This window comes from Streptomyces polygonati (assembly GCF_042650325.1).
GTDB classification, from domain to species: domain Bacteria; phylum Actinomycetota; class Actinomycetes; order Streptomycetales; family Streptomycetaceae; genus Actinacidiphila; species Actinacidiphila polygonati.
In genome coordinates this window covers 1-9,175 of sequence record NZ_JBHSBB010000014.1, presented here as the reverse complement: position 1 = coordinate 9,175, position 9,175 = coordinate 1, and the positions used below count along the sequence as shown (strand labels likewise).

General features: G+C 62.6%; 10 protein-coding genes and 1 pseudogene. 7 read left to right on the top strand and 4 right to left on the bottom strand.

Going from position 1 to position 9,175, the window contains the following annotated elements; genetic code table 11:
- Positions 1-328: 328 nt before the first annotated feature.
- The gene (locus tag ACFO3J_RS20610; protein WP_386431090.1) at positions 329-946 is read right to left on the bottom strand and encodes a hypothetical protein; all 618 of its coding nucleotides are present in this window, start codon (positions 944-946) and stop codon (positions 329-331) included.
- Entirely contained in the window at positions 943-1,380 is a 438-nt protein-coding gene (locus ACFO3J_RS20605; RefSeq protein WP_386431088.1) for a hypothetical protein, read from the bottom strand. The genes ACFO3J_RS20610 and ACFO3J_RS20605 overlap by 4 nt, the downstream gene beginning before the upstream one ends.
- 549 nt (positions 1,381-1,929) lie before the next feature.
- Here ACFO3J_RS20605 and ACFO3J_RS20600 point away from each other — a divergent pair.
- Positions 1,930-2,478 carry an HAD family hydrolase gene (locus tag ACFO3J_RS20600; protein ID WP_386431086.1) on the top strand — a complete coding sequence of 183 codons (549 nt, stop codon included), beginning with the start codon at positions 1,930-1,932 and terminating at the stop codon, positions 2,476-2,478.
- Between the two features lie 125 nt (positions 2,479-2,603).
- Here the strand turns inward: ACFO3J_RS20600 and ACFO3J_RS20595 are convergent, their stop codons facing one another.
- Together ACFO3J_RS20595 and ACFO3J_RS20590 are read right to left on the bottom strand one after the other, a co-directional pair.
- Entirely contained in the window at positions 2,604-2,867 is a 264-nt protein-coding gene (locus ACFO3J_RS20595; RefSeq protein WP_386431084.1) for a hypothetical protein, read from the bottom strand.
- Positions 2,868-2,873: 6 nt separating this feature from the next.
- Positions 2,874-3,008, bottom strand: a complete 135-nt coding sequence (locus tag ACFO3J_RS20590; protein ID WP_386431082.1) for a hypothetical protein — start codon at positions 3,006-3,008, stop codon at positions 2,874-2,876.
- 503 nt (positions 3,009-3,511) lie between these two features.
- On the opposite strand from ACFO3J_RS20590, the gene ACFO3J_RS20585 reads away from it, so the two are divergent.
- From ACFO3J_RS20585 to ACFO3J_RS20560, 6 genes and pseudogenes are all read left to right on the top strand, one after another.
- Complete coding sequence (locus ACFO3J_RS20585; protein WP_386431080.1) at positions 3,512-3,715, top strand: hypothetical protein; 204 nt, start codon at positions 3,512-3,514, stop codon at positions 3,713-3,715.
- A 20-nt stretch (positions 3,716-3,735) separates the two neighbouring features.
- Entirely contained in the window at positions 3,736-4,392 is a 657-nt protein-coding gene (locus ACFO3J_RS20580) for a hypothetical protein (RefSeq protein WP_386431078.1), read from the top strand.
- A gap of 278 nt (positions 4,393-4,670) precedes the next feature.
- On the top strand, positions 4,671-5,276 hold the full coding sequence (locus ACFO3J_RS20575; RefSeq protein ID WP_386431076.1) for a hypothetical protein: 606 nt from the start codon (positions 4,671-4,673) through the stop codon (positions 5,274-5,276).
- A complete protein-coding gene (locus ACFO3J_RS20570; protein WP_386431074.1) occupies positions 5,273-7,171 on the top strand; it encodes a tetratricopeptide repeat protein in 1,899 nt (632 codons plus the stop codon). Before ACFO3J_RS20575 ends, ACFO3J_RS20570 begins: the two co-directional genes overlap by 4 nt.
- An 8-nt stretch (positions 7,172-7,179) precedes the next feature.
- Positions 7,180-7,347, top strand: a pseudogene (locus tag ACFO3J_RS20565) (site-specific integrase); the annotation flags it as partial.
- 471 nt (positions 7,348-7,818) lie between these two features.
- Positions 7,819-9,003 (top strand): hypothetical protein, encoded by a 1,185-nt coding sequence (locus ACFO3J_RS20560; protein WP_386431072.1) that lies wholly within the window; start codon positions 7,819-7,821, stop codon positions 9,001-9,003.
- Positions 9,004-9,175: the final 172 nt, after the last annotated feature.

The window sequence follows — 9,175 nt, the reverse complement described above, 5'->3', positions numbered from 1 at the left end:
TGGTGCTGTCCGGGCCGACGTCTGCCCTGGTGGGCGGGTGCGGAGGATACGAGATTCGAACTCGTGAGGGGTTGCCCCCAACACGCTTTCCAACTGTTCGCCCGAGGGTTCAGGCCCGTCCATAGGGGTTCTGACCTGCGGGGGAAGGACCGTACGGCCGCGGGCCGAGCTGTGGTGTACGGCGGTGAACGCAACTGGAGCTGCAACTGACTAGACCACTCTCCTCGTGGCTCCGCGCTGTTCGGGAACACCCTCCTGCGCTGCTCCCGTCTCACCGTGGCCAGGGTAGCCAGGCAGGGCTGAGTTCTGGACCGTTCTGCATCGAAGCTCAGGCTGCAGAGGTGGTCGTGTCTGCCGTCTGCGGCTCTGCCGGGATCTCGCGGAACAGTCGCAGTACTTCCTCGAAGACGCCGTCCGGGTCGTCGGTCTCCAGCACCAGAACAGCCACCGCATCGAGGGCGCGGTCGACCACCCCGCCGGAGTCCTTCTTCGCCTGTTCGATGCGCTTCAGGCTCCGGGCCACCTCCGGCCGAGCGTCGGCGAAGGCGGCTGGCAGCCGGTAGATGGCGTCGGACAGATTCCAACCCTCCGGGACGAAGTATGTCGCCTGGGTCGGGTCCTGACTGAGCACCTTCACCGTGGGCTCCGTGATCTTCGGCCCGCTGGTGATCTCCACGTCCAGGAGCAGCTTCGAGGCGGCACGATACAAGGCCGTCAGGTCCGGAGCGTGCCCTTCGAGGACTACCTCGGAAACGGTGATGCCTTCGGACGCCAGGAGCGCGCGGGCGAGCACGACTGCCGTGTCGAGGGAGGCCCCCTTCGGGTCGTAGGTGACGGTGAAGCAGCCGTCATCACGGCGCAGGCTGATGGCCTTCCCTTGCAGAGCATCCCCTTGTCGCAAGTGGAGCGATACGGGGAAGAAGCGCTCCCAGGTCAGAATGGTCATGCCGATACCTCCCCTCGTTGCCAGCTCCGGCTCAGGCCGTCACGGTGCTCGCCATTGTGGCCATGCTGCTGGGTGCACAGCAGGCGGTCGGGCCAGGTGTCGTGGTTGTCCGGCTGGCCGTCCAGCCAATCACCGGTGAGCGGGTTACGGCCGGGACGTCGCTCCATGCACTGGGACCCGACAAGGCCGGTGAGGGCGCTGCGAAGAGTGCTGGGGTTGACAGTGGTGCTCTGGCTGGCAATCTCCGCCACTGGCTTGGGAAGAATCTCCAAGATCACGTGGACAGCGGCCAGCGGGTCATCCGCCTCACGGCAGGCGTCGGCCAGGTCCTTCGCCAGTTTCGCGATGACCAGTTCTCCGCTCGGCGTGATCCGACCATTCTCGGTGACGAGGGTGTCCGGAGGAAGCTGATCGAGGTCGGTGGTGGTGGTCATGCGATCACCTCGTCCTCGGCATGTACGGAGGTCATGATCGTTCTCCTTCTTGGGGAGTGTGAGCGGATGCCCCGGCTCAGAGGCCGGCTGTGAGCAGCGGGGCGTTCTCTCTGTCCTAGTCGCCCTGTCAGCGGGTCAGCCAGGCGTCGCTCCCCGTTCGAGAGACATGCGTGCGAAACCGATACCCAGCGGTAGGATCTGTGTTTTTACTGGCATCCCGGCGGTAGTCGTCTCACCTCCAACTACGGTGGCCCAGCAACCGTCAGGCAGTCGGCTCCGCTGGCCCACACGCTCCTCGCGGAGCCTGCAGCGGAGCGGAGCGGTTCCGCTTCTCCGGTTGGAAGATCGATAACGCAGCTGTCGGACCAGCAGGGCCGATAGTGTCCCGGCCATGTCCTTCTCTGCCATGGTCTTCGACTTCTTCGGCACTCTGACCCCGAGCACCCCGCCGAGGTCTGAGACGAGCACGCGGCCCGCAGCGCGGCCCCGCTTGGGATTCCGACGCAGCAGCGGCGACGGGCGCTGGACGAGTCCTTTCCGGAGCGGACCATGGGAGCACTGGGCGATCTGCCCCAGTCGATCTGCACGCTGGTCCAGCGCTGCGGGGTGATCCCGGATGGCGAAGCGCTGGCGGCCGCAACGTCGGCCAGGCTCGTCTCACAGCGCGAACTGTTCATCCTCCGCGACGAAGCGCTCGACGCTCTGGAGCGGCTTCGCCGTGACGGCTTTCGGATCGGGGTTCTCAGCGACTGCACGATCGAACTCGCCGAGAACTGGCCGACGCTACCGCTCGCCCCTCTGGTCGACGCGGTCGACCTTTCGTGCCGGGAAGGCCGCAGGAAGCCGGATCCGGAGTTGTTCAGCAAGGTCGCCCAGGAACTGGAAACGCCGACCAGCGGATGTCTCTACGTCGGCGACGGCGGCGGCGATGAGCCGACCGGCGCAACCAGGCAAGGAATGACCGCGGTCATGCTGCGTGCTGGCGACTGGGCGACCAACGACGCACACGCCCGCGAGGACTGCTGGCCGGGACCGTTCTTCTCAACTCTGTCCCACGTCGTCTCCGCTGCCTGCGACCCGTCCCTGATCACTTCTTGAGCATGCTTGCCTGGATGATCACCCAGGGTTCCGACGCCGTGATCACACCAGCCACGGCGCGATCGTCTCATTTTGATCATGCTTCAGTGCCCGGTACTTCCGGCCACGATGGGCTGTTGTCTGGCTTATGTGAGGGCGAGTTCCTCCAGCAACGCGTCGAGAAACTCCGGGTCGCCGTCGTCGTGGAGGCCGATCTGTGCGCAGGTCATGCCGGCGGCGTGCAGGCGGTCGCGTGTGGTGGCGTGTCCGGGGTGGAGACGTTGAAGGTGTTGTGCGTGCGGGGTGGCCTCTTCGGTGCGGTCGAGGAGCGCGGCGAGCTGACCGGTGGTGAGGTGGGTGTGGCCGGTGGCGGCGAGGGCGCTTTGCACGGCCCGTTCGTAGGCGTTCATGGACGCCTACCGTAGCTGGTAACGGCGCTTGCTCCACTTGTCATAGGCGATGGTGCCGCCGGTAAGGGCGCCGCCGACAAGGACGCCCTGGCCGAGGTAGAAGCATCGCAGCGCGAAGGGGACCGCCGCGCTTGGCTGCATCCATGCCAGTTCCAAATGGGAGGCCTTGAACCCCACCATCGTCGGAGCCGAAATCGACGCCTAACCGGCTCACACGGCGTTCCCACCCCGCGGGCCACTGTCCCGCCTCACCCGCCGATTCCGGAGGTGCCTCACGTCGACGGGTGTTGCCGCGGACGCCGCTGAGGGCTAGGTCGGTAAACTCGCGTAGCCGGACCTTGGCAGTCCCGCCTGCCGCAGTGGCAGCCATGTTCCACACCATTCCCTGGCATCACCGAGTCGTCGGCCCCGGCATCAGAGCCGTCGCCCGCGGACGGCGACGGCTTCTCAGGCGGCCGCCGGTGTGGCACCCGAACAGGTGTCGGTCGTGCGCCGCGGCGTTGCCCGCTCCGACCGGACCGCGGAGCCGGGACCCAACGGGTATCAGGTTTGACCAGTTCAAAGGCTGTCCACTTTTTTCCTACCTCTTCTGCGGACCGGCAGAGGCTGGATCGGGACCGAGGCCAAGCGCAAGAGTGTTGCCCATGACAGTTACTCGTTACCGCGTGCTGGTAGTCGTCTTGGTGGGTCTCCTCGCTGCGGCCGTCGCCGTGATCCTCGCCGTGCTCGACAAGCACACCGCTACGGATGCCATCCGGAACGCTGGCGTCGCATTCGGCGGGACCACCACGCTGGGCCTGTTGCTCAGCACCGCACTCAAGGACAACCCCGGCCAGGGGGTCCAGTGACCCCTTACTGGAGCGAGGGCATGTATGTGGAGCCCACCTCAGACCACCCCGGCGACGAGGAGTGGTTCAAGGAGCACATGGTCAAGGTGGCCGGCCACCTCTTCCCCCCGCGCTTCCGGATCTACATGAAGTGCCGCGCATCGGACATCGCAATGTGCATCGCCTTGGAGGTCGACTGCGGGGGTTTCATCGAGCAGGAGAACGCCACCACGATCCACGGTGTTGCCTCCGACCGAGAGCGAGACCAGGTGCGGGTAGCCGCACGGAAGCTTGCGCTCCCCCTGGCTCTGGCCGCCGTACCCTTCGGCCCTGCCCAAAAGACGGAAGAGGGGTGGGAGTGGGCGGCCATGGGCTGGTCCCCTCCGGCCGTCCAGAAGGTCGGCGACCTGCCCAGCCCGCAGCGGGCCTTGCTCAAGGAGCTTCGGCGCCGGACAGGGCCGAAGTGGTGGGGCGTCTACTTGCCGCGAATCGAGCAGACAGCCTTCATCGTCGCTTGCGCCTCGCCTGAGAAATCAACACGCAAAGTGATTGTGGAGGACGTGTGCCCCCAGACCTACGTCAACCGTACGCAGGCGTACCAAGACCTGCAGACCGCACGTGAGCTAGGCCTGATCCCCCCTGAGCGATGCGACTCAGCCGGGAACCCTATTGCTCTTCCTGACCGGGCATCACTCTGAGTACGGGGGCTACTTGTCACTTCGCCGTAGCTTCGGGAGAACAGCGTCGTGCGGCCTCCCCACGAAACCGCCTCCGGCCCCGCAGCGGCATGGCCACACTCATCGCCACCAAGCCGCTGACCAGGCAATACGGAGAACTCTCACTGGAGCACTAAGATGGTGCGACTCGTCGGGGCGCCAGCCACCTGGTGTATCAACCGTTACCAGCTAACAGTGCTGAGTCGTGTGCGTTGGGGGTAGATGGCAAGGTGGCGTCACCGCAGATTACAGTCACTGGCTTGATAGAGCATGCAGAGATGGACTCTGCGGCTCTCCTGGCAAAAATCCAGACTGCTTTCCCACGCGCAGCACTGGGAGGGCTAGACTTCCTCGTTCCACTGAACGATTGTGAAGTGCAATTCTATTGCATGAGTACTTCGGCTCTTGAGTTCCGGGTGAAGGCCACAGCATCCTCAAGTTCAGGTGCCAACGCGCGAAGTGTCACAGCGGTGGAACTACTCGTTCGCTCGACGGGTGTCCTATGGGCAGGACTTGAAAAGGCTTTGAAAGTCGGCGGCAGAAGAGGAAGGCCCAACCTCGCAAGGTGCGTCATCGAAGACGCCAGCTACAGGGGCGCCCTACTCACGTGTGACATGACTTCCCCCATGCGGTCCACAGGCGCCCGCGTTTCATTTGGCCTTGCCGCAATCTTCACTCTGGTAGGTATCGGCCTAATCATCTGGCAGTTCAGCACTCCGCACTCAGGCTCAGACCGGGAGGCCAACGTCCTTGGCATATCCCTTTCGCTCTTCGTTTCGGCAATCGCACTTCCGGTGCCCATCTTCATTAATTGGCGAGAGTGGAAGAAAGAACTCTCGTGGAAGTACGTAAGGAGCGGGCCATGACGCGACAGCTTGAACGTCAGTTTCTCGAAGTGCTAGGTAGCGCCCTGAGAGAGCATGATTGGCAGTGGACGATTGGCCCGCGCCTTGGGGATTCTATGCCAGATGCCATTGCCACAAAGGGCGGATTCACCCTGATTTTTGAAACCCGCTTTTCCGCACAAGAAGCTCGTAGTTTCTGGATTCTCGACCTGGCGGAACTAGTCTTGAGGCTAGAAAGAGCGCAGGGGCCTATTGGCGGCTCATACGGGATTCTTGTAACTGACGCTGCCGTGCCGAGTCGCCTGGCGGCCGCTGCCGCTCGGTATCCCGTGGAAGTCCGACGTTGCTTTCCAAATGACCCGGAGGAATGCATCGTAGAGATATGTACTCTCGGCGATGCCCTAATTGGGCGTCATCGCGGCGCCGTAACTGTCGAACAAGCAGAACTTTTTGGCGACTCGACAATCTCATCGAACAAAATGGGTGTTGCCGCGTCGGGAAACCTGAGTATCGCCGCCTCCGGAGTTTCGTATCATTCCATGGAGAACGCCCCAACAGATCAACTCTCTCAGGACGAACTTGCAAAGAGAATTTCCAGCCTCACCGAAATTCTCGGACCTCGACATCCCTCAGTGTTGTCCCTGCGCAGCGAGCTTGCGCAGATACGACAGTCGGAGGAAATGCTCCGCGAGGTAGTGAATGAACAGCTAAGCTTTCTGGGCTCAGACAGCCCGGACGTCCTTGACACCGAGACGGCATTGGCTACTCTGCTAAACCGAAATGGAAGATACGGGGAGGCCGCAACGCTATATCATGAGGCATCACGGCAGGCTGCTGATATCTATGGACCGGATAATCAGAAAAGCTTGATCCTACTAAATAACCTCGCCAGCGTCTACGTGTCAATGGGACGAACTCGCGAAGCAGCAGAACTTTACCTCGACGTCCTCCGCGCCCGGGAGGTCACACTGGGCACTGACCATCCGGACGTAGTGCTCTCACGAAATAATCTAGCTAATACGCTGAGAGAGCTAGGTGAGCTTGAGAGGGCGATATCGCTTTTCCGTAGAGCGCTTGATACTTGCACTCGCGTCTTCGGAAATGAGCACCCGACAACTTTGACGGTGCAGAACAATCTCGCGTCAGCATTCGTTGAGGCTGGTGACCTCCAACGAGCTATCAGCCTCTACGAGACCACACTCGAGGAGCGGCGCAGATTCCTCGGCCCAGATCATCCGGAAACTCTCACCTCTGAAAATAACCTTGCTTTCGCATACATGGAAAGCGGTGACATTAACCGCGCTGTTCCTCTTTGCGAGGAAGTCCTTTCCCACAGAATAAGGGTTCTAGGGCTCGAACATCCAGACACCCTCAGTTCGCGCAACAACCTCGCGAGCGCGTACATAGCAGCCGGTGACGTAGGCCGAGCTATCACTCTTCACGAGCAAGTCCTTGAGGAGCGCTCTCGTATTTTCGGCCCGGAGCACCCAGTCACCCTGAATTCTAGGAACAACCTCGGTCACGCCTACCTGATGTCTGGCCGCGCTGCCCAGTCTGCCGAGATGTTCGCGATCACCCTCGAACTATCTCGGCGAGTATTGGGTGACGACCATCCGGATACTCTCACAGCCCAAGGAAACTTGGGCCTTGCCTTGGAAGCTAATCATGACTTTGGCGCCGCGATCGCCTTGCTGCGAAAAACACTTACACGGCGCATGGAGATTCTGGGATCAAGTCATCCGGATACGATCCAATCTCAGATTGACCTTGCTTTGGCCTATGCCGAATCGGGAGATTTCACGGAGGGGATAAGGCTCCTCACGTCAGCAGAAGCGTCCTGCGAAAGAGTCTTCGGCACTACTGCGGAAAAGACTGACTGGGTACGTCAGGCACGTCGAAGGCTCTTGGATAGGTAGAACTATGCAGAACCGCTCCGGGGAAGGCGGTACGGCGCGGTTCTGCGGCGAGGAACGCTGCCGCGCTGGCGAAGCAGCCGCGGATGGAGGAGGACGAGACAGAGGTCGAGCCCTACTCCGTGGAAGAGGGCCAGTGCCTGCTGCTCGAAGCCGGCAAGCACCGGACGATTTGTCGTCCCGGTCACTGCGCAGCGACGATCCGTCCGCGTTCTCCATGATCGAGGAGATGTATCGGGAGCGAAACGCGCTGATGCACAGCGGCCGGACAACGGTTCGTCTGGCGACCTTGGACTCTCGTGAGCGTCAACGGACGGTCTACGGTTTCCTGGGCGCTGCTGGCCGTGCGATCGACTGGATCACGGCACTCTGACAGGCGGCCGGTCGCTGGACGGTGAGCACGCCGTCGCTCGGATCCGTCCATCATGGCCAGCCGTGGCAAGTACTTGAGGGCTGTCCCGTGCAGCCACGGGCAACTAAGCACAGCCCGATACGGCGCCTGGAACGACAACAAAGTCCGCTGCGTGCTGGGAGCTGCGGGGAACACGAAAGCGCCAGGAGCACCCCCTCATCTGAGGCTTCGCGACCCACTGCACCGCGGTGGGAAAGCCAATAGGATCGATCGGCAGGGCGGTCTACGATCGTTGGCCATGGTGGTATACACGAGCTGGAATCGTGCGGACGCGTCGCCGAAGCGAGCGGCCGAGACTGACGCCGAGTTCTTCGGGAGGATCTCTGGTCCTTTTTGGGACCAGGTTCGGGATGTGATCAACGAGTGGTGGTCGCACCTCCCGGACCATGCTCAGCCCGGCGTGCGCAGCCGGCTGTTGGACCGGAACTCTGACACGAATGTCTACTCCGCGCTGTGGGAGCTGTACCTGCACGAGATGCTGCTCGGTTCCGGATGCACCGTAGAGATCGAGCCCGGCATAGGCACCCGTGGCAAGAACCCTGACTTCCTGGTCACCCGCGACGGCGAGCAGTTTGTCGTTGAGGCGATCTGGACGGCCCAGCGCCTGAGTGGCTCCGCGTCCAACCCACTTCCGCCTCAGCTGGCAGACGCCATCGATCGCCTGCCGAGCCCCAACTTCTTTCTGTCCTACGAGCTTGACAGCGTCGGGCTGGCAACGCCGCCGCAGAAGCGGCTGAAATCCGAGCTGACGCGGTGGCTCGCAAGCCTGGATCCCGACCAAGTCATTGCCGAACACGAGCGCAAGGTTCCACTGCCGAAACACACCTGGCAGGACGGCGACTGGAGCGTCACGTTCCAGGCCTTCCCCCGCGATCCCGGCGCGCGAGGTAACCCAACAAGCAGGACGATCGGCATCCATCCCGTGTCAGACGGGCTCGACGACCAGCCGGAGCGGGTGCTTGACGCGGTCAGAAGGAAGGGTGGGAAGTACGGCGACCTGGCGCTGCCGTTCATCGTGGCAGTTGGCCATGCGGCCTTCTTCCCTGAAGATGAAGACACCGAGACGGCGCTGTACGGAACCTCCGTCGAGTATGCCCACGCTGGCACACCAACCTTCGGCCGAAAGCGCGACGGCTACTGGACCGCAACCTCCGCCCACGGCCACGGCCGGGTCAGCGGCGTACTCACCGTCCACAACCCAGCGCCCTGGACTTGGACGAAGAAAACACCTGTCCTCTGGCAAAGCCCAGACCCCAGCTCGCGTCCAGCGCCCATCCTTCCTAGCTGGGCAACCGCGCAGCTGGTCGACGTCCAAGTCGTACGCCAGCCAGCGGTGTGCTCCGCCAATGCTGTCCTCGGTCTGCCAGAGCTTTGGCCGGTCGGCGAGGCCTTTCCCCGACGTCACACGAGTAACTCCGACTGACTGCGCCCGCAGGGCTGGGCGAAGATGTCGAAGTGCGCAGCTGCACGCGAATGGCCACTATCTATCCCCCAGAGCAAGCAAGGTGCGGGTAGGAGGAACGCTGCTGTCGGCGACGGCTGAAAAGTGGACCAGTGGCGGCGCTTGAAAGTTGACCCCCTCCAGGGGTCTGGCT